Below are 19,020 nucleotides of genomic sequence, written 5' to 3'. Positions count from 1 at the left end.
GTCAACGTCACCGTCACGGCAAGGTGCGAAGGGAGATCGTCGATGTCGCTCCGCGCTCTCCGCACGCCATTGACCATGGCCGTGCTGAGCCTGCTCCGCGAACAACCGCGGCATCCGTACGAGCTGCAGGCGCTCGTCCGCGCCCGCCACATCGGCGAGGTGGTGAAGTTGCGCGGCGGTTCGCTCTACGACAGCGTGGGGCGCCTCCATCGGGCCGGACTGGTCGAGCCGGTGGAAACCAGCCGGTCCGGCGGCCGGCCTGAGCGCACGGCCTACGCCATCACCGACGCTGGACGCGACCTACTGGACGCGCTCGTCCGCGAGTACGTCGGCGTCCCCGCGCAGGAGTACCCGGTCTTCGCGGCCGGCCTGGCCCACATCCTCAACGTGACCGCGGGCGACGCGGCCGACCTGCTCGACGCGCGCGCGGACTCCCTGCACGCCGAGATCGACGAGACCGACCGCCAACTCGAGCCGCTGCGCGAGTCCGGCATCGCCCGCGTCGTCCTCCTCGAAGTGGAGTACGCCCAGGTTCTGCGCCGAGCGGAACTCCACTGGCTGCGCCAGATCGTGGACGCAATACGCGAAGGGGCCCTTCCATGGATCGATGGGCCCGAGCGAGCGGAGACGTCCGCCACACCTAGCGACAAGGAGAACCCATGAGCAGTTCGACGTTTCCCCCGCCCTGGCTGAAGTGGGCCAACAAGATCATCATCGGCCTCCAACGGCTCGGCCTCCCCTTCGGCACAATGCACCTCCTCACCGTGCCTGGCCGCCGCACCGGGGCGCCGCGCACGACCCCGGTGTCGCCGTACACCGTCGACGGGCAGCGCTACGTCGTCGCCGGTCAGGTGGACGGCGACTGGGCGAAGAACGCTCGGGCAGCAGGCCAGGGGGTCCTCACGCGTGGGCGTCGTCACGAGACGGTCCGGCTGACCGAGCTGCCGGTGGACGAGCGGGGCCGGATCCTGCGCGAGTTTCCGGTGAAGGTGCCCCAGGGCGTGACGATGTTCCTCAAGACGGGGACGGTCGAGAGCCCTACCCCTGAAGGCTTCGAGGCCGCCGCGCCGCACTGCGGGGTGTTCCGCATCGAACGCCTGTGAGCCGACGTCGGCATGGCAAGATGCCTGCTCGTGGATGATTTCCGGCTGGTCTTCGTCGGCGGGATGGGCCGGTCAGGATCAACGCTGGTCGAGCGGCTCCTCGGCGAGCTGCCCGGCGTGTGTTCGGTCGGCGAGGTCGTGCACATGTGGCGGCGAAGCCTGGTCGACAACGAAGCCTGCGGATGTGGCGCACCCTTCGGCGACTGCGGGTTCTGGCGCGCCGTCGGCGACCATGCCTACGGCGGATGGGATCGCGTCGACGCCGGCGAGATCCTCGCCCTCAAGGACTCGGTCGACCGGATGCGCTTCGTTCCGTCCCTCCTGCGCGCGCGCCCGCCGCGCGAACTCGCCGCCAGGATCGACCGCTACACCGAGCTGTACCACCGGCTCTACGCGGCGATCGCCTCGGTCAGCGGCTGCGGCGTCGTCGTGGACGCCAGCAAGCACGGTTCCCTCGCCGCGTGCCTGTGGCAGCGCTACGGCGCGCGGTTCCAGGTGGTCCACGTGGTGCGTGATCCGCGGGCGGTGGCGTACGCCTGGAACAAGCAGGTCCGGCGACCGGAGGCGACAGCAACCAGCCCCGAGCAGGAGATGGCGCGGTACTCACCGGGCGTGGCCGCCGCACAGTGGATGGCGCAGAACTCCGTCTTCGCCGCACTCGCCCGTCGGGGCGTGCCGACCCGCCGCGTGCGGTACGAAGATTTCGCCGCGAGGCCAGTCGAGGAGTTCCGGGCAGTCGCCGCTTTCGCCGGTCATCGCGGTGCGGTGCCGTTGGGTGCCGACCAGGTGGCACGGCTGTCCAGCAGCCACGCGGTCTCAGGCAACCCGATGCGGTTCACCACCGGCGCGGTCGCCGTACGCGCGGACACGAGGTGGCGCGACGATCTCGACCCGGTGCGGCGGCTCGTCGTGTCCACGCTCACGGCACCCACCCGCTGGCGCTACGGCTACTGACACGCCTCTTCCGTACTGGTCCACGCGGGACGGGCCGTCCTGGTCCACGCGCGGGCGGCAGCGCTGGTCCACGCGCGGAGCGGCGTCGTGGCTCCGCCAGGAGTCCAGCACCCGGCGGCGTCCATGATCAAGAGTCACTTACGGGGCTTTTGCCGGCCTCAAACGCCCGGTTTCCGCCTCTTGATCATGGGAGATCCGCAGACTCTTCATGATCACGATCATGATCACGGATCAGGTCGACTCCGGCGAATCCGCGAGAGAGCGCCAGGTCTCGACGGCCTTCTCGTCGGTCGGCATCTCCGCGGCCCGGCGCTCGGCGTCGACCATCCGGCGATAGGCCGCGATCTCCTCGCCCCGCCGCGTGTCGTCCCAACCCAGGACCTCGCCCATCAACCGGGCCGCGTTCGGCGCCGCATGCGTACCCCGGTCAGCGGTTTCCATGAACACCCGCGTGCGGCGAGCCAGCACGTCGACGAGATGGAGCGCACCTTCGGCCTGCACCGCGTACACGACCTCCGCGGCGAGATAGTGCGGCGCACCGAGCAGGGGCCGGCCGAGGGCCGGGTTGTCGGCGATGAGGTCGAGCACCTCGGTGACGAGGGTGCCGTAACGGCCGAGCAGGTGGTCGATCCACTCCACGTCGAGACCCGCCTCGCGGGCCAACGCCTCCCGCTGGTGCCGCAGGGCCTCGAACCCCACCGCACCGAGCAGCGGCAGCCGGTCGGTGGTGGACGCCGGGAGGGTACGACGAAGAGGGCGGGCGGCGGCGCTGACCGCGTCGCGGGCCATCAGCCGGTACGTCGTGTACTTGCCGCCGACCACCGTGACCATGCCCAGCGGTCCTTCGACCACGGTGTGGTCCCGCCGGACCGCCGCGGTCGAGTCGGTGCCGAGCAGGCCGCTCGCACCTCCCCCGGTACGGGCGAGGAGGGGCCGCAGACCGGCATAGACGCCCACCACGTCGTCGTAGGTGAGTTTGCGCCGCAGCCAGCGGTTGGCATGGTCGAGCAGGTAGTCGGTGTCGGCCCTGGTCGCGAGTGGACGGTCCCGGTCGTACTCCCACGCGGTGTCGGTCGTCCCCATCAGCCAGTAGTCGAACCACCGGCGGATGATGAAGACGCTGTCGCGAGTCTTCGCGATGAGGCCGGTACGCGACTCGATCCGGTCGGCGGGTACGACGACGTGGACCCCCTTCGCCGCCGTCACCATGAGGTTCTGCTGACCGGCGAGCGCCTGTACCTCGTCGGCCCACACACCGGCGGCGTTGACGACGACTCGCGCCGACACATCGACGTGGTGGCCGGACTCGAGATCGTGGACGCGTACGCCCCGCACCCGCCCGGCCTCGCGGATGGTCGCCACCACGCGCGCCCGGGTGATGATCGTCGCGCCGAGACTCGCGGCTGTCCGGGCGACGGTCATCGTGTGCCTGGCGTCGTCGACGCGCACGTCGTGGTACTGCACCCCGCCGGTGATCCGGTCCGGCCGCAACGCGGGCATCTCGGCGAGGACGGCCCGCCGCCGCAGGTGCCGGTGCCCCGGCACGCTGCGCGAGCCGCTCAACCGGAACAGGTCGTACAACGCGACACCGGCCCCGACGTACGGACGCTGCCAGTGTCGGGTGAACGGGAAGAGGAACGGCTCGGCCTCCACCAGGTGTGGGCACAGCCGTTCGACCATCAGGTCGCGTTCGAGCAGGGCCTCCCGGACGAGCCCGAAGTTGAGCTGTTCGAGATAGCGCAGCCCGCCGTGGAAGACCTTGCCCGATCGCGATGACGTACCGCTCGCCAGGTCGTCGGCCTCGACCAGCACCACGGTGAGCCCGCGGGCCACGGCGTCCAACGCGACGCCAGCACCGGTCACGCCACCACCGACGACCGCGAGGTCGAAGCTGCGGGCGCCAAGCGTCCGCAGCTGCTCTTCCCGGCGAGCGGCGGAGAGGCGGGACCGGTCCATCCTCACCCGCCGCTGGTCTCGCCGGACGGCTCAGCCTGGTCCACCGGGACGGCCTGGCCGTACGTCGCGAACTTCGCGATCACCCGCTCGATCTCCTCCGGTGGCAGCTCGCGCGGCCGCAGGCCCATCGCGCCGCCTGCGGTCGAGGCCCGCAGCCAGACCTCGCACAGCCATTCGAGGTAGTGGTTCAGGGTGTACGCCTGGGCGAGGCTCGCGCCGACCGTCACCGTCCCGTGGTTGGCCATCAGGGCGCCGGTCCGTCCTTCGAGGGCCTCGATCACCGAGGAGGCGAGTTCGGGAGTGCCGTACGTCGCGTAGGGCGCGACGCGGACCGCTCCGCCGAACAGTGCGACGAGGTAGTGGATCGACGGCAACTCGTCCACGAGCAGCGAAACCGCGGCCGCGGCGGTCGCGTGGGTGTGGACCACCGCCTGGTGGGCGGTCGTGGTGTAGACGGACAGGTGCAGCGGCATCTCCGAGGTGGGTTCCAGCGGCCCCTCGACGAGCCGGCCCTCGAGGTCACACACGCAGACGAGTTCGGGGGTGAGGGCGTCGTAGTCGAGGCCGCTCGGCGTCGCGACGACCAGATCGCCGACCCGGATGCTGAGGTTGCCCGACGTACCGACCACGAGGCCGTCGGGGCGCAGCGACTGTGCGTACCGCACGACCTCAGCGCGCTCCCGCTCCAGTTTCATGCCGGACCTCCAGATGCGCCGGGCTGGTCGTCGGCGCCAGCAGGGTCGCCGCGAACTGCGTCGGACGGATGAGTCAACGAACGCTCCTTCCATTCCGTGCGGGCCCGGCCGACGGCGGCGAGGTATCGCGCGTACTTCTCTGCGTAGACACCCATCGACGCGGGCGCGGGTTGCACGACGGCGGCCGGCTCGGTCCATCCGCCGGTGTCGACGCCGGTGTCGACCCCAGTGTCGATTGCGGCGAGCCCGGCGAGTACTGCCCCATAGGCTCCCACCTCCGGTTTGGCGGCGACCCGGACCTCCCGGCCGAGGACGTCGGCGAACAACTGCAGCCACTGCCGGCTCCGGGTCCCGCCGCCGCAGCACGTGACCTCCTGCAGGGTCGTCCCACCGGCGCTGGCCGCCTCGAAGCAGTGTCGGGCGGCGAACGCGATGCCCTCGCAGACCGCACGTACCAGCTCGCCGGTCGACGTGTGCAGGGTGAGCCCGTCGAGGCGGGCGCGTGCACCCGACTCGACGAAGGGCGCCCGCTCCCCCGCCGGCGAGAAGTACGGCAGGCAGTCGACCCCACCCGCACCCGGCTCCGTTTCCGCGAGCAGGTCGTCGACCTCCGCATGGGGAACCCCGACGCGGGCGAGGATCCAGTCCAGCGCCGCCGTACCCACCATCGCCGGCATCGCCCGCAACCACTGGCCGGGCGTGGTGAGTGCGAGCGTGAGCCCGGCGACCTCGCCGGAGAGGTCGAGGGTGTCAACGATGACTTGACAGGCGAGGGTGGTGCCGACGATGAGGTGACCCTGGCCGGGTGCGGTGACGCCGGAGCCGAGCGCGCAGGCCGGCAGGTCGAACGGCCCGGCGGTGACCGGCGTACCCTCCGGCAGGCCGAGCAACGTCGCCGCCTTCCCGGTAAGACCGGCCGCCGGCACGGGTTCGACCACGGGCGCCAGCAGGTCTGCCCGGTGGGCGAGGCCGCAGTGGTCGAGAACGTCTCGTGCGTACGTCCTCGTGGCCGGATCGAGGAACGGCTGCGACGCGTCGGAGGCGTCGGTCGCCCGCAGGCCGGTGAGCCGCTGCATCACCATGTCCTTGCAGTAACCCGCCGTGCGGGCTCGGTCGAGAACGTCAGGCTCGTACGCATCGAGCCAGGCGAGCACCGGCCCTGGTGACCCGGGGAACATCGCCCCACCCGTACGCCGGAACGCCGCCTCGACCGTGCCGTCGGCCTGCCACCGGTCGACGATCCCGGCGGCGCGGGCGTCCATCCACGACACGGCCGGACGGACGGCGTGACCGTCGGCGTCGACCAGCCACACGCCGTCGCCCTGCCCGGTGAGGGCGATCAGCTCCGGGGGCGCCGCGCCGCCGCCCACCAGCTGCCCGATCACGCCCGCGACCGCCGCGAAGACGTCGTCCATGTCCTGCTCGAACCACCCCGGCCGCGGGCTCACGACCTGTGCGGTGTGGGTCGCGCCCGGGCGCTGGCGACCATGGGTGTCGAACCTCGCGGCCTGGCTGCCCGAGTTACCGATGTCGTCGCCGAGATAGCTCCCGTGGCGGCCCCCAGCACGTCCGGGTTGGGGCAGTGCCGCGGTGGCTCGCCGGCGAGCCACCTACCCACCTCGTCGGCACAGATCCGGGCCGCGCGTTCGGCCACCTCGCGACTGCAGCCGGCGATGTGCGGTGCCATCACGATGCCGCGGGTGGTGAAGAGACGCGAGTCCGGCGGGAGGGGTTCGGCCGGGTAGACGTCGAGACCGGATGCGGCGAGGTGGCCGGAGTCCAGCGCGTCGCAGAGTGCGTCGTAGTCGAGGAGCCCACCCCGTGCGGTGTTGACGAGCACCGCGTCCTCGGGCATGGCTGCCAGCTCGGCGGCACCGATCAGATGTGTCGTCTCGGGGGTGAGCCGCGCGTGCAGGCTCACCGCGCGCGACCGCGCCAGGAGATCGGCGAGGACGTCGACCCGCTCCACCTCGGGACCGAACGCGTTCGCCGGCGCGACCGGGTCGTACGCCAGGACATGGGCGCCGAACGCGGTGAGGATCCGGGCGACGATCCGGCCGATGGCGCCGTAGCCGACCAGGCCGACGGTGGACCCGTGCAGTTCGAAGCCGGCGGAGTCGTAACGGAAGTAGTGGTCGGGCCAGCTACCGCTGCGGAGCTCGGCGCAGCCGGCCGCGATGTTGCGGCACGTCGCGAGGAGCAGGCCAACAGCGAACTCCGCCGCGGCCTGGGCGTTGCGTCCGGGTGCGTAGCAGACGGTCACGCCGGCCTCGGTGGCCGCGGTCAGATTGACGTTGACAGGCCCGCCGCGGGACACGACGACCAGCCGCAGGTCGTGGGCGCCCGCGAAGACGCGCTCGGTGAACGGTGCCAGGTGGGTGACGACGGCGTGGACTCCGGCGAGGGCGTCGATCATCGTGTCCTCATCGCCCGCCGCCTCGGTCACCTCCGCGACATCGCCCCACGGTGTCGTCGGCCAATCCAGCGCGAGTTCCTGGATCCTTGGTCCCGCACCGATCCGGTCCCGCAGAGCCCGCACCAACAGGTCCGTACGTACGAACTCATCCCCCACCGCCAGAATCCGGTGATCATGATCGTGATCATGAAGACTTCCGGGCTCCACAGCCCCGTCATCCTTCACGGACCCGTCAGGCTTCATGATCACCACATCCCCCTCGCGCGGTCACCGGGTCGCTGACCCCCTGTCATCCGACGTCATCCGACGAGTCCGGTCACCAGCTGTGCGCCCCCAGCACGAGCGGCGGGTTCCACGCGACCAGACCCCAGGAATCTGCCGTACGCCGCAACACCGCACCCGTGGCGTTGCGGATCACCGGGAACGCCGAGCGGTAACGGCCAGGCGGGAGGCCGAGCAGGTCGCAAAGGACGATCCGCAGGAAGGTGCCGTGCGCCACGACGAGTACCCGCTCGCCGCGTTCGCCGGAGGCGAGGTCGGCCAAGGCCGCCCGCCCGCGGGTCAGCGCGTCACACGGCGCCTCGCCGCCCGGGAACGGATGGGAGTACGGATCGGCCTCGAACGCCGCCCGCTCCGCCGGGAACTGCTCCCGCATCTCGGCGGCGGTCAGGCCGTCGGCGGCGCCGAAGTCAAGCTCGACCAGGCGTTCGTCGAGCACCAGGTCGAGCCCGGTCTTGCTGGCCACCGGCTCCGCGGTCTGGCGCGCCCGCCGAAGCGGCGAGGCCACGATGCCGGACAGCCGGGCAGCCGCCGCCCACTCGCCGAGCTCGAGCGCCTGCGCCTGGCCGCGATCGGTCAACGGCAGGTCGGTCCTGCCGGCATAGCGGTTCTCTGCGTGGTAGGGCGTCTCGCCGTGGCGGATCAGGAACACGGTCACCTGGGTGCTGGTGCGCCTCGTCACGCATCGACCATAGACCGTCGCCGCAACCCCTACGCCCGCCATGCGCCCCGACTGGTGTTCATGACGGCTCGCCCGTGCTTTGACCTCGCCCGCGGAACTTCTTGACCGCAAGTGTCCGCCGTGATCATGACGGCTCGGCCGTGCTTTGACCTCGCCCGCGGAACTTCTTGACCGCAAGTGTCCGCCGTGATGATGAAGGAAAAGTGGCGCATACTCGACAAAACTTTCATGATCACGATCATGATCACGGGACGCAGGGTCTGGGCGGACGTCCCGATCAGGACAGCCAGCCGCGGGAGCGGAGTTCGGCCCGCCATCGGACGTAGGCCTCACTCAGCCGCTCCGACGCCTCGGCCCGGGGTACGAATCGCCCCCGTATCCGCACCATCTTGGCCGCCGCGTCCTCCAGCGAGCCGTACGCCGACCGCGCCGCCAGCACCGCCATCCCGAACGCTCCGTCCGCCACTTCCGGCACCACCACCTCGCCACCGAGGATGTCGGCCTGGAGCTGGCACCAGTACGCACTGCGGGTTCCCCCGCCGGTGAGTCGGACCGACGTACCGACCGACGCGCCCAACCCGCGCACGTGGTCCAGGCTCAACCGTTCGACAAAAGCCACTCCCTGCAACAGCGCGGCGTAACGATCGGCATCATCGCGGGGCGACCCCACCGTGAACCCCACCGCGTCCGCGCGCCGGAACGGGAACCGCTCCCCCGTTCCCACGAGGGGATATCGCAGGCACCCAGCCGGCTCCCGCGCGGCGGCGGCCTCATCGAGCGACGCCAGGTCGGCGCTGCCGAACTCCGCCGCGAGCGCACCCGCGCCCGCGCTCGATGCGCCGCCCGGCCACCATGTCCCGTCCGGGCTGCGATGGGAGTAGACCGCACCGCTCGGATCCCGCAGCGGCTCCTTCGTGGCGCCCTTGAGGACCAGCGTCGTGCCGAGGACGAAGTTCCAGGAGCCGACTGCCAGCGCACCTGAAGCGACCTGCGCGGCACATCCGTCGGTGAGCCCCGCGAAGACCTGCGTGCCGGCAGGGATCCCGGTGAGCGCGGCGGCCCCCGCGCCGACCGCTCCGAGAATCGCCCCCGGCGGGACCACAGCGGGCAGCCGAGCGGCGTCGAGCCCGCAGCGCTCGAGAACGTCCACCGGCCACTCGCCGGTCTCCAGGTCGACACCGGTCTTCAGCGCGTGACTCCAGTCGGTCGCGACCGGTACGCCGACCAGCCGGGAGGTCACGACGTCTGCCTGGTGGGCGAGTCGCGCCCGGCGCGGCACGTCGGCGTGGTCGAGCAACCACAGCGCCTTGGCGAGTCCCCAGGTCACCTGCGGCCGGGCGCCCGCGGTGAGCCATCCCGGCGCCGGCGCCTGACCGATCCGGTCGGCGTACTCCACTGCCCGACCGTCGTCGTACATCAGTGCCGGCGACACCGGCCGCGACGGCTCGTCACCCGCGGACTCCACGAAGAGGACGGTCCCCGACGTGCTGCACACCGACAAGCCACGGATCCGCGCGCTGTCAAGGTCGCGCGTGGCGGACCCGGCGGCACGGATGAACGCCGACCACCAGTCCTCCGGGTCCTGTTCGTGCCGGTGACCGTCCCGCACACTCGTCAGCGCGACACCCGCGCGCGCTACCACCTGCCCGTCCCCGGTGGCAGCGATGACGCGGACGCCCTGAGTACCCAGGTCGACGCCCAACCAGATCGCCTCGTGATCCCCGCCGGACCCGGTCCGCGGGCTGGACCCACCACCGTGTTCCACGCGGGCCTCCCTGACCACGACGGCTGCGACGCTTCAACGGTAACGGTCAGGAGGGGTGCCGACGCCTCCCACTCGACCCGGTTGGTCGTGTCGAGTGGGAGGAGCCGAATAACCTCGGTGGCACCAGTCGCCATCATCGAAGTAGGTGCGGACGCCACTCGTGCAAGAGACATCCGACCGACCGCCGACGATCCACAGCAACGAGCCCGGCTCGTTCCCGTGGAGCGTTCTCCACGACCGTCACCCGGAACTGATCCGCCGGGTTCTCGACAGCCATCCGTACCCACCCCGGCACCAGCATCGGCTGCGGCTGCTTCTCGAGCAGGCCACCGGCGGTGTGATCGAGCCTCTCGACGACACCGCGGGCGACCACGAACGCTGGCGGGAGTCGGCCCGGCCGTACCTCGGCAAACGGTGGTACGACGTGCCGTGGCTGTGGGCCGAGAGCTACTTCTACCGCAAGGTCCTCGCAGCGGTTGGCTACTTCGACCCCGGTCCTTGGCAGGGCGTCGACCCGTTCGCGCCGATCAAGGACGCCGAACTGCGAGGCGCCGGAGTCGAGGCCGAGTTGGCGGGGCTGGACGAGCTCACCGACCTCCCCGACGACGAAGTCGACCGGGCCGTGCTCCAGGCGGCGCTGTGGGGCAACCGCGCGGACCTCGGCTTCCGCATGATCGCGGACGGAGCAACGGACGGAACAACGGACGCAGCAACCGACGGGGCAACGCCGGGGACGATCGTCGACGACAGCGCTCGCCTCTGGACCCTGCTCGACCCGGCGCGTCCGGGCAAAGTCTGTGTCATCGCGGACAACGCGGCACAGGAACTGCTGCCCGACCTCGTCCTCGTCGACCACCTACTGCACTCCGGTCGGGCGGACGTGGTCGTCCTGCACGTCAAGCCGTACCCCTACTACGTCTCTGACGCCACCACCGCCGACACGCTCGCCTGCCTCCGCCGGCTCTCCGCGGCGCGCGGGCAGGCGTCGGTACGCGGGCAGCGCCTCGCCGAGGCGATCAGGACCGGACGGCTCACGCTCGCCACGCACCCGTTCTGGTGTGCTCCGTTGACGTTCCACGCGATGCCCGTCGACCTGCGGGCGGACTTCGCAGACGCCAGCCTCACGATCGTCAAGGGAGACCTGAACTACCGGCGACTCGTCGACGATCGCGTCTGGGCACCGACCACGCCCTTCGAGGAGCTCACTGCGTACTTCCCCAGCGCGGTAGCCGCCCTGCGGATCCTCAAGTCTGATGTCGTCGCCGGCCTGCCCGCGTCGGCGGTGGAGACCCTCGACGCCACGAGCGATGACTGGCGGACCAGCGGCAGCTACGCCCTGATCCAGGTCCGGAGCTGATCCCAGTCCGGACCTGGATGCCAGTCCGGACCTGGATGCCAGTCCGGACCTGGATGCCAGTCCGGGCCAGAACTCGAGCGGCCCTCAGAACATCGCGGGCTCGCGGTAGTCGCCCCACTCCTCCTTGAGCGCACCGCAGATCTCCCCGAGGGTCGCCTCGGCGCGCGCCGCCTCCAGGATCACCGGGACGGCGTTCTGCTCGGTCCGCGCCACCTCCCGCAACCGTCTCAGTGCGGCGTCGACCTCGGTGCGCGACCGCGCCTTGCGGCGTTCGGCCAGCACGCGGACCTGTTCGGCCTCGACCTCGTGGCTCACCCGCAGGATCTCGACCTCGCCGGTCACGGTGGAGGTGTGGGCGTTGACGCCGACGATCTTCTTCTCGCCCTTTTCCAACGCCTGCTGGTAGTCGAACGCGGCCTCGGCGATCTCCGCCATGAACCATCCGTCCTCGATGCCGCGCAGCAATCCGGAGGTGATGGTCCCGTCACCGCCCATGTCCTTGATCCGGGCGAAGGTCTCCTCCGCCTCGGCCTCGAGCCGGTCCGTCAACGCCTCGACGTACCACGACCCGCCCAGGGGGTCCGCGACGTTCGCGACCTCGGTCTCCTCCCGCAGAACCTGCTGGGTACGCAGGGCGATCTCTGCGGACTGCTCCGACGGCAGGGCGAGCGTCTCGTCGAGCGCGTTGGTGTGCAGGGAGTTCGTGCCACCGAGAACAGCGGCCAGTGCCTCCACCGCCGTACGAACGACATTGTTGTACGGCTGCTGCGCCGTCAGGGACACGCCAGCGGTCTGCGTGTGGAAGCGCAGCCACTGCGCCCTTTCGGTCTTCGCGCCGTAGACGTCGCGCAGCCAGCGCGCCCAGATCCGCCGCGCCGCCCGGAACTTCGCGATCTCCTCGAAGAAGTCGATGTGCGCGTCGAAGAAGAACGACAGCCCCGGCGCGAACAGGTCCACGTCCAACCCGCGCGAGAGTCCCAGCTCGACGTAGCCGAACCCGTCCGCCAGCGTGAACGCCAACTCCTGCGCGGCCGTCGAGCCCGCCTCGCGGATGTGGTAGCCCGACACAGACAGCGGCTTGTACGCAGGGATCTCCTTGACGCAGAACTCCATCAGGTCGCCGATGAGCCGCAGGTGCGGCTGCGGCGGGAACAGCCACTCCTTCTGCGCGATGTACTCCTTGAAGATGTCGGTCTGCAGCGTGCCGTTGAGGCTGGCGATGTCGACGCCCTGGCGCTCGGCCGCGACGAGGTACATGCAGAAGATCGGCACGGCCGGACCGGAGATGGTCATCGACGTCGTGACCTCTCCGAGTGGGATGCCGGCGAAGAGCACGTCCATGTCGGCAGCGGAGTCGATCGCCACCCCGCAGTGCCCCACCTCGCCGAGTGACTGTGGCTCGTCGGAGTCGCGTCCCATCAGGGTCGGCATGTCGAACGCCACCGACAGCCCACCGCCGCCGTTCGCGAGGATCATCTTGTAGCGCTCGTTGGTCTGTTGGGCGTTGCCGAACCCGGCGAACTGCCGGATCGTCCAGCTCCGCCCGCGGTAGCCGGTGGCATAGAGCCCGCGGGTGTACGGAAACTCCCCCGGCCAGCCGATCCGGTCGAAACGCGGGAGGTCGGCACCTTCCGGCGGACCGTAGACCGGCGCTACTTCGTCGCCGGAGATCGTCGTACGCCGGAAGTCCTGCCCGCCGCCGCCCGGCCCTCCGGACCGGATCTTGCGCGCTGCCGCTTCGTACCGCTCCTGCCAGCGGCCCCGACCGGCTTCGATGTCCTCGACGCTCATGGTTCCTCCCGGCTGTGAGGTGCCCTTGTGAGGCGCCCACCGCCAGGATAGTAGGACGTCCAACTACCGCGCCGTGAACACCGGTCGGAACCTCAGGGATCGACGGACTCCGGGACGAGGATCAGCCCGGCATTCCGGAAGTCAGGGGAGAAAGTCGCCCGCGTCGCGACGGACCCGGGTCAGTATGTCGTGCACCCCGGCAAGACTCTCGTCATCGAGCGGGTCCAGCCCGAAGCGCATCCCCACCAGCTCCTTGGTGGTGGCCCCCACGACCGCGCGACCCTCATCGGTCACCTCCGCCAGGACGCCACGACCATCCTCCGGATGGGGTGTACGCCGGACCAGGCCGTCGCGTTCGAGCCGCCGCACGATCGAGGTCACCGACGTCGGATGCACCTGGAGCCGCTCGCCCATCTTGCCGAGCGGCAGCGCGCCGGTCCGCGTGAAGGTCAACAGCACCAACGCTTCGTACCTCGCGAAGGTCAGGTCGTATCGCCGCAACACGTCGTCGAGCCGGCGGAGGACGATCTGCTGCACCCGCATCAAGGACGTGACCGCCCGCATCGGCTCGACGGCCGCGTCGGCGCCGAAGTGGCTCTCCCACTGCCGGGCCGCCTCCTGAACCGGGTCGAACGGCAGGGGCCTCCTCTTAGCCATGACGAGGAACGTAACAGGGGCCTGGGCGGCCCAGGTTCACGACCCAGGCGGTGGGCAGGACCGGCTCCATACCGGGCCCGGCCACCTCGACACGGGTCGTCAGGACCAGGACGAGGACCGCGGCCTGACAACAGCCTCGGGCTCGCGACCGTCCGGGCCGGCATCCTCACGTCCGCCCTTCCGGCGGGACACGACGCCGCCGACCGACGTGGAACCGGGGGCCGCCGGATGCCGCGTGGTGGGCACCAATCCGCGCCCACCACGGGACGAGGATGCCCGGGCACTGTGCGCCAGCTCTCTCGTCACCGGCTGCGGAAGCTTCGCCATCGCCGGCTTCGTCTTACCCACGACGACGGGGCGGAGGCGTTCGATCACCCATTCGGCGACCACCCAGGTCGGCCCGGCCAGCCGCCGGAGCCAGTTGACCAGCGGTACCCATTCCCGGTCGGCGGCGAGGGAGACACACAGCAGGGATGTGCCGATCAACCCGCCGGCGATCAGATCACTCAACCAGTGCGTGTGCCGATACACCGAGACGAACGTCATGAGGACGAACAGGAACACCACGCCGATGTGCAGGACCTTGCGCTGCCACTCCCGCACGTAGGTGTAGCGGAGAAGCAACGCCGCGACCAGGCCGTAGTGGAAGATCACGTTGGCGGCGTGACCGGACGGGAAGAGCACGTTGTCGCCGACGAACATCTCCGGCCCACCGGTGCGCGGGCTCTCCCGCCCACTCGCGAGCTTCAGGACGCCGACAGCGAAGTTGAGCGTGATGGTCAGGACCGTGCTGATCACGAGCGCGCGCATGCTGCCGATCCGCCGACACACCACCCAGGCGACGATGATCAGGAGCGGTACGCAGACCTGCCGCTGCCCGATCCGGTCGATCATGTCCGCGATGTAGTAGGAGTACGGCCCCTCGTAGGGCCAGATGCTCGCCGCCCAGGCGTCCAGCCGGATCATCGGACCGTTTCGACCGAGATCGGCGAAGATCACCAGAGCGGCGGCATAGAGCCCCACCGCCAGAGCAGGCAACGCCAGGCGCCCGGCGCTCGACTCGTCCCGGTGTTCACCCGAGACTCGACCGTGCATGACGTGCCGACTCCTCTCGCTCGACGATGGGGCCACCTCCGCGGGCGGCCGTCATTCATGGCGTACTCGACGATAGACGGGGGGCGCCTCGGCGGAGTTCCTGCTACCGCGTCTTGTCGCGGAGCGTTACCGAACAGTTCACCGTATCCTCACCGGAACCAGGACATCCATCCCGGTTTTCTCATCCGGACGGTGCACGGTCCGAGATGCACTTTACCCAGCGTGCCTGAAAAGGCAGCAGCCGTCGGCTCAGCGAGGAAGGCGGCGGGCGGTCGGCGGTCCGGGGCGGCGTGGATGGTTGGCCCGGACAGTGCGGACGACCTTGGACGCACCGCCGCCGCCGGCGGCCTCCGCGGCGGCCTGGTCATCCTCGTCCTGTTCCTTGGCCGTGGCGCGCAGGCCGGCCCGCTGGAGCAGCCGCTGGATGGTGAGGTCGCGCTGGTCGGGCTTGCCGACGAACTTGATGTCGCGCAAACCCTGCTCCTGCGCGGCGGACTCGAAGATGAAGTGGCCGTAGCCCAGGATCCGGCCGATGAACGGCTTGTCGACGGTGATGTCGAGGATTCGCATGATGGGCGTCGTCGCGATCTTCTTGGTGAGAACGCCGCTGACGCGGAAGACCCGCATGTTGGTGATGACGAACCGGTCCATGTGTTCGCAGAGCGCACGCCACCCCGCATGGCCCAAGATGATGAGCGCGCCCGCGAACGGCACCCACGCCGCCTCGACCGGCAGGTAGAGCATCGCGACGAACAGCGCGAGTGCGACGAGGCACTCCAGGACAGGCATGAGATAGACCACCCAGTGGTGGCGTACCTCGTCGACGACGACCTCCCCCTCGTCGGCGAGGAGATGACGCACGATCTTGGGATCAGCGATCGCGCGCCGAAGCCAGCGAACGGGTCCGGTCACGCGAAGACGGAGGTCAGGAACGCGATGATGGCTTCGAACGCGTCACCGATCATGCCTCCCGCGCCCCGGACCGCTACCGCGGCACCCTGTGGGTTGGTGACCAGATAGAACGCGACCAAGGCGATAGCAAGCCAGCTCACCACCTTTTTCGTACCAGCTGTCACGCTTGCCACTCCTCCCGATGAGTCCTACTCGGCCTTTATGCGTGCTGTAGCCCACTACAAACTCTAAGTACGAAGTTACCCGCCGCAAACTGCAATCGGCGTACATGTCATCGCCTGGCCGTTAAAGCCTAGGACATGGTGGCCGCCTGAGGCCGCCAGGCGCGGCGAACCCGCGAAAGAGGTTTCAGGTCGCCGCGGACCCTCGAAGCCGCGCGGATCCGGTGCCCTCGCCGACGACCTCGGCCACCAGTTCGTCGGCAGCGGAATAGGGGTCGAGCTCGCCGGCAAGCACCCGCGTCGCGAGTGCGTCGACGCGCCGGTCGTGCGGCAGCAGGTCCAGGCGTTTGCGCAGGTCGACCAGGGCCAGTGCCTCGATCTCCTCCCGGGCGCGGCGGGTCCGCCGCGAGCTGAGCTCCCCGCTGGCGCGCAGATGGTCCCGATGCTGCGCGACCGCCTCCACCAGGGCGTCGATGCCGTCGCCGGAGGGTGCGACAGTACGCACGATGGGAGGCCGCCACGCGCCCTCCGGCCGCTCGCCGAGGCTCAGCATGTGACGAAGATCGCGACCGAGCCGGTCCGCGCCGTCCCGGTCCGCCTTGTTGACGACGTAGACGTCACCCACCTCGAGCAGGCCGGCCTTGGCGACCTGGACCGCATCGCCCATGCCGGGGGCGAGCAGGACGAGGGTCGTGTCGGCGAGGCCGGCGACCTCCACCTCCGACTGCCCGACACCGACGGTTTCCACGAGGACGACCGAACACCCGGCGGCGTCGAGGACCCGCAGCGCCTGCGGCGTCGCCCAGGACAGCCCGCCGAGATGGCCGCGGGCCGCCATCGACCGGATGAAGACCTCGCGGTCGGTGGCGTGATCCTGCATGCGTACGCGGTCGCCGAGCAGCGCGCCGCCGGAGAACGGCGACGAGGGGTCGACGGCAAGGACCCCCACCCGCCGACCCTGCTGCCGGTACGCCGTCACCAGGGCCGACGTGCAGGTGGACTTTCCCACACCTGGTGCGCCGGTGATGCCGATGACCTCGGCCGAGCCGGAGTACGGTGCGAGCGCGGCCGCCACCTCGCGGAGTTCCGGCGCCGCGTCCTCGACCAGGGAGATCAGCCGGCCGATCGCTCGTGGATCGCCGGCGCGGGCGTGTTCGACCAGCTCGGAGACCGGCTGGTTCCGGCGTAGGACCGCGGTCAACGTCGCCCCACCGTCATCTGCTGTCTAACCCTCATCGTTCCGCCGTCGCCCGCCGGACCGTCACTCGCCAACCGCCGGCACCCGTACGACGAGGGCGTCACCCTGCCCCCCGCCACCGCACAGCGCCGCGCAGCCGACGCCTCCGCCCCGGCGACGGAGCTCGAGGGCGAGGTGGAGGACGATGCGAGCCCCCGACATGCCGAGCGGATGGCCGACCGCGATCGCTCCGCCGTGGACGTTGACCTTCTCCTCGTCGAGACCCAGCTCGCGGAGGGACGCGACCGCGACGGACGCGAACGCCTCGTTGATCTCCACGAGGTCCAGCGCCGTAGGGTCGATGCCCTCCTTCTCACAGGCGGCACGGATCGCGTTGGCGGGCTGCAACTGCAGAGACGAGTCGGGCCCCGCCACGACGCCTTGCGCGCCGATCTCGGCGATCCACGCGAGGCCGAGCCGCTCCGCGGCCTCCTTGCTCGCGACCACCACGGCGCATCCGCCGTCGGAGATCTGGGACGACGAACCGGCCGTGATCGTGCCGTCGGGACCGAAGGCCGGTGTGAGGCCGGCGAGCCGGTCGGCGGTGGTGTCGGGCCGAATTCCCTCGTCCTCGGCGACGACCAGGGGTTCGCCCCTGCGCTGGGGAACCTCGACTGGCGCGATCTCGTCGTCGTACACGCCGTCCTTGCGGGCCGCCGCCGCCCGCTGGTGGGACCGGGCGGCGTAGACGTCCTGCTCCTCCCGGCCGAGCCCGCGCTTGGCGTTGTGCGTCTCGGTCAGCTCGCCCATGGCCGCGTCGGTGAATGCGTCCCACAACCCGTCGAGGACCATCGAGTCGACGAGCGTCGCGTCGCCGTAGCGGACACCGCGGCGCGAGTCGGGGAGCAGGTGGGGTGCGTTGGTCATCGACTCCATTCCGCCGGCCACCACCACCTCGAACTCACCGGCGCGGATGAGCTGGTCGGCAAGAGCGATCGCGTCCAGACCCGACAGGCACACCTTGTTGACCGTCAGCGCGGGGACTGTCATCGGGATGCCGGCCTTGACGGCGGCCTGACGTGCGGTGATCTGCCCCGTCCCGGCCTGCAGGACGTGGCCCATGATGACGTACTGCACCTGCCCGGGTGTGACCCCACTGCGGTCCAGGGCGGCCTTGATCGCGATGCCGCCGAGATCGACGGCGGAGAAGTCCTTGAGCGCACCGGCCAGCCGGCCGATGGGGGTGCGCGCGCCCCCGACGATGACCGTTCTCACCCTCTCAACCCTACGCGTGAGCGCCGCCGTCGGCAGGTGGGCGCGAGCCGAGGGGTATGGAGTCGGCAGTGACGGAGAGGATGGGTCCATGCCTGAGAAGAACCCAGACCCGGCAGCCGCCCCGACCGGAGACCCCGAGCCGACACCTGCGGTGTTCCGTTCCATCGACCACATCGGCATCGCGGTCCACGACCTGGACGCCGCGATCGAGTGGTACGCGGAGAAGTTCGGTATGCGCGTCGTCCACATCGAGACGAACGCCGACGAGCACGTCCGCGAGGCGATGCTCGAGGTCGGCGAGTCGGGCCCGCTCCTGCAGCTGATCGCTCCGCTGGACGAGGAGTCGCCGGTAGCCAGATTTCTGGCGTCCCGCGGCGAAGGGCTCCACCAGATCGCCTACACGGTCGACGACGTGGAGGCCGCCACCACGACCCTGCGGGAGCGTGGCGTCGACACCCTCTACGAGCGGTCGCACGCCGGCACCTGGGGATCGCGGGTGAATTTCGTCCACCCGAAGACCGCCGGAGGGGTCCTGGTCGAACTCGTCGAACACCCCGACGCGTCGTCGGGTCCGTCCAGGTGACACACCCAGCACGCACTGCCGGTTCGAGGAGAAAAATGAGAATCCGCCGCGGTGGCTCCCCGCGAGCGAGCGCGACATGCCAAGGTTGGACGTGGAGCGCATGGGGCTGGCCGGGGCACGTCGGGATTGGCCAACTTTCTCAGTTGGTGACCTGGCGGACCG

At 70.3% G+C, this 19,020-nt stretch carries 18 protein-coding genes; 5 read left to right on the top strand and 13 right to left on the bottom strand.

The genetic code is table 11. The features are described from left to right. The first annotated feature begins 42 nt into the window (after positions 1-42). Genes ABN028_RS09255 through ABN028_RS09245 form a run of 3 tightly spaced genes read left to right on the top strand, consistent with a single transcriptional unit; the run spans position 43 to position 2,057 of the window. Positions 43-663: a PadR family transcriptional regulator gene (locus ABN028_RS09255; protein ID WP_349326067.1), complete on the top strand. Its 621-nt coding sequence runs from the start codon at positions 43-45 to the stop codon at positions 661-663. Beyond that, a complete protein-coding gene (locus ABN028_RS09250) occupies positions 660-1,103 on the top strand; it encodes a nitroreductase/quinone reductase family protein (protein ID WP_349696298.1) in 444 nt (147 codons plus the stop codon). Before ABN028_RS09255 ends, ABN028_RS09250 begins: the two co-directional genes overlap by 4 nt. Positions 1,104-1,133: 30 nt before the next feature. After that, positions 1,134-2,057 (top strand): sulfotransferase family protein, encoded by a 924-nt coding sequence (locus ABN028_RS09245; protein WP_349326065.1) that lies wholly within the window; start codon positions 1,134-1,136, stop codon positions 2,055-2,057. Between the two features lie 231 nt (positions 2,058-2,288). Here the strand turns inward: ABN028_RS09245 and ABN028_RS09240 are convergent, their stop codons facing one another. The 6 genes from ABN028_RS09240 to ABN028_RS09215 all read right to left on the bottom strand — a co-directional run bounded on the left by ABN028_RS09240 (position 2,289) and on the right by ABN028_RS09215 (position 9,850). Then, a complete protein-coding gene (locus ABN028_RS09240; protein ID WP_349696297.1) occupies positions 2,289-4,013 on the bottom strand; it encodes a glycerol-3-phosphate dehydrogenase/oxidase in 1,725 nt (574 codons plus the stop codon). 2 nt (positions 4,014-4,015) lie between these two features. After that, positions 4,016-4,708: a class II aldolase/adducin family protein gene (locus tag ABN028_RS09235; RefSeq protein ID WP_349696296.1), complete on the bottom strand. Its 693-nt coding sequence runs from the start codon at positions 4,706-4,708 to the stop codon at positions 4,016-4,018. After that, entirely contained in the window at positions 4,705-6,237 is a 1,533-nt protein-coding gene (locus tag ABN028_RS09230) for an FGGY family carbohydrate kinase (protein ID WP_349696343.1), read from the bottom strand. Before ABN028_RS09230 ends, ABN028_RS09235 begins: the two co-directional genes overlap by 4 nt. Beyond that, entirely contained in the window at positions 6,153-7,331 is a 1,179-nt protein-coding gene (locus ABN028_RS09225) for a 2-hydroxyacid dehydrogenase (RefSeq protein ID WP_349696295.1), read from the bottom strand. Before ABN028_RS09225 ends, ABN028_RS09230 begins: the two co-directional genes overlap by 85 nt. Before the next feature lie 109 nt (positions 7,332-7,440). Further along, entirely contained in the window at positions 7,441-8,085 is a 645-nt protein-coding gene (locus ABN028_RS09220; RefSeq protein ID WP_349326060.1) for a histidine phosphatase family protein, read from the bottom strand. A 277-nt stretch (positions 8,086-8,362) separates the two neighbouring features. After that, a complete protein-coding gene (locus ABN028_RS09215; protein ID WP_349326059.1) occupies positions 8,363-9,850 on the bottom strand; it encodes an FGGY-family carbohydrate kinase in 1,488 nt (495 codons plus the stop codon). 160 nt (positions 9,851-10,010) lie between these two features. Between ABN028_RS09215 and ABN028_RS09210 the strand changes: the two genes are divergently transcribed. Then, positions 10,011-11,207 (top strand): damage-control phosphatase ARMT1 family protein, encoded by a 1,197-nt coding sequence (locus tag ABN028_RS09210; protein WP_349696294.1) that lies wholly within the window; start codon positions 10,011-10,013, stop codon positions 11,205-11,207. A gap of 84 nt (positions 11,208-11,291) precedes the next feature. On the opposite strand, the gene icmA is transcribed toward ABN028_RS09210, so the two are convergent. The 7 genes from icmA to ABN028_RS09175 form a co-directional block, all read right to left on the bottom strand. Further along, positions 11,292-12,998 (bottom strand): coenzyme B12-dependent isobutyryl-CoA mutase large subunit, encoded by a 1,707-nt coding sequence (icmA, locus tag ABN028_RS09205; protein WP_349696293.1) that lies wholly within the window; start codon positions 12,996-12,998, stop codon positions 11,292-11,294. 141 nt (positions 12,999-13,139) lie between these two features. Next, positions 13,140-13,655, bottom strand: a complete 516-nt coding sequence (locus ABN028_RS09200) for a MarR family winged helix-turn-helix transcriptional regulator (protein ID WP_349326056.1) — start codon at positions 13,653-13,655, stop codon at positions 13,140-13,142. Between the two features lie 99 nt (positions 13,656-13,754). Then, the gene (locus tag ABN028_RS09195) at positions 13,755-14,750 is read right to left on the bottom strand and encodes a phosphatase PAP2 family protein (RefSeq protein ID WP_349696292.1); all 996 of its coding nucleotides are present in this window, start codon (positions 14,748-14,750) and stop codon (positions 13,755-13,757) included. A gap of 249 nt (positions 14,751-14,999) precedes the next feature. Further along, positions 15,000-15,662 (bottom strand): PH domain-containing protein, encoded by a 663-nt coding sequence (locus ABN028_RS09190; protein WP_349326054.1) that lies wholly within the window; start codon positions 15,660-15,662, stop codon positions 15,000-15,002. Beyond that, positions 15,659-15,826 carry a hypothetical protein gene (locus ABN028_RS09185; protein ID WP_349326053.1) on the bottom strand — a complete coding sequence of 56 codons (168 nt, stop codon included), beginning with the start codon at positions 15,824-15,826 and terminating at the stop codon, positions 15,659-15,661. The genes ABN028_RS09190 and ABN028_RS09185 overlap by 4 nt, the downstream gene beginning before the upstream one ends. Positions 15,827-16,010: 184 nt before the next feature. Then, positions 16,011-17,024, bottom strand: coding sequence for a methylmalonyl Co-A mutase-associated GTPase MeaB (gene meaB / locus ABN028_RS09180; RefSeq protein ID WP_349326052.1), 1,014 nt, complete (start codon positions 17,022-17,024; stop codon positions 16,011-16,013). A 60-nt stretch (positions 17,025-17,084) separates the two neighbouring features. Then, positions 17,085-18,275: an acetyl-CoA C-acetyltransferase gene (locus ABN028_RS09175; RefSeq protein ID WP_349326051.1), complete on the bottom strand. Its 1,191-nt coding sequence runs from the start codon at positions 18,273-18,275 to the stop codon at positions 17,085-17,087. 88 nt (positions 18,276-18,363) lie between these two features. On the opposite strand from ABN028_RS09175, the gene mce reads away from it, so the two are divergent. After that, on the top strand, positions 18,364-18,858 hold the full coding sequence (mce, locus tag ABN028_RS09170) for a methylmalonyl-CoA epimerase (RefSeq protein WP_349326050.1): 495 nt from the start codon (positions 18,364-18,366) through the stop codon (positions 18,856-18,858). Positions 18,859-19,020 lie beyond the last annotated feature (162 nt).

This window comes from Actinopolymorpha sp. B17G11 (assembly GCF_040196095.1).
GTDB lineage: Bacteria > Actinomycetota > Actinomycetes > Propionibacteriales > Actinopolymorphaceae > Thermasporomyces.
The sequence above is the reverse complement of the archived record's forward strand: the minus strand, read 5'-3'. Positions and strand labels throughout refer to the sequence as shown.

What these genes read in the sequence shown, in the direction of transcription:
- ABN028_RS09255 (WP_349326067.1), top strand. Translation starts at nt 43, where the DNA reads ATGTCGCTCCGCGCTCTCCGCACGCCATTGACCATGGCCGTGCTGAGC.
- mce (WP_349326050.1), top strand. Translation starts at nt 18,364, where the DNA reads ATGCCTGAGAAGAACCCAGACCCGGCAGCCGCCCCGACCGGAGACCCC.
- ABN028_RS09195 (WP_349696292.1), bottom strand. Translation starts at nt 14,750, where the DNA reads ATGCACGGTCGAGTCTCGGGTGAACACCGGGACGAGTCGAGCGCCGGG.
- ABN028_RS09235 (WP_349696296.1), bottom strand. Translation starts at nt 4,708, where the DNA reads ATGAAACTGGAGCGGGAGCGCGCTGAGGTCGTGCGGTACGCACAGTCG.
- ABN028_RS09240 (WP_349696297.1), bottom strand. Translation starts at nt 4,013, where the DNA reads ATGGACCGGTCCCGCCTCTCCGCCGCTCGCCGGGAAGAGCAGCTGCGG.
- ABN028_RS09250 (WP_349696298.1), top strand. Translation starts at nt 660, where the DNA reads ATGAGCAGTTCGACGTTTCCCCCGCCCTGGCTGAAGTGGGCCAACAAG.
- icmA (WP_349696293.1), bottom strand. Translation starts at nt 12,998, where the DNA reads ATGAGCGTCGAGGACATCGAAGCCGGTCGGGGCCGCTGGCAGGAGCGG.
- ABN028_RS09200 (WP_349326056.1), bottom strand. Translation starts at nt 13,655, where the DNA reads ATGGCTAAGAGGAGGCCCCTGCCGTTCGACCCGGTTCAGGAGGCGGCC.